Origin of the sequence: Mesorhizobium sp. M1A.T.Ca.IN.004.03.1.1 (genome assembly GCF_003997555.1) — a bacterium.
Taxonomy (GTDB): Bacteria; Pseudomonadota; Alphaproteobacteria; order Rhizobiales; family Rhizobiaceae; genus Mesorhizobium.
The window spans coordinates 1-257 of record NZ_RZTV01000608.1; the positions used below are offsets into that span (position 1 = coordinate 1).

Consider the following 257-nt stretch of genomic DNA (forward strand, 5'->3'; position numbering starts at 1 on the left):
GGATGAGCTTGCCTTCCGGCGAGAGCGTGCGTTCGTAACGCGGCAGGTTATTGATTGGAATGCCGCCGGCTTCGATGGACGCAAGAGTGCTATCCGGCGTTAGAGTTTCCGCCGACAGGGCGCGGACCGAAGGTGCGAAAAATTGTGCTGGTTCCTTGCCGGGCGCGCTGAGGACCAAGGCTGAACCCATGCGTGCACCGCTTATGTCGTTGCGCATCCCTTCGTTCATCGACAAAATGGACTTTTGCAAGCTATCA

At 57.6% G+C, this 257-nt stretch carries 1 pseudogene; it reads right to left on the reverse strand.

What is annotated here, in order from left to right:
- Positions 1-257 (reverse strand): annotated as a pseudogene (locus EOD29_RS33075) (hypothetical protein); the annotation flags it as partial.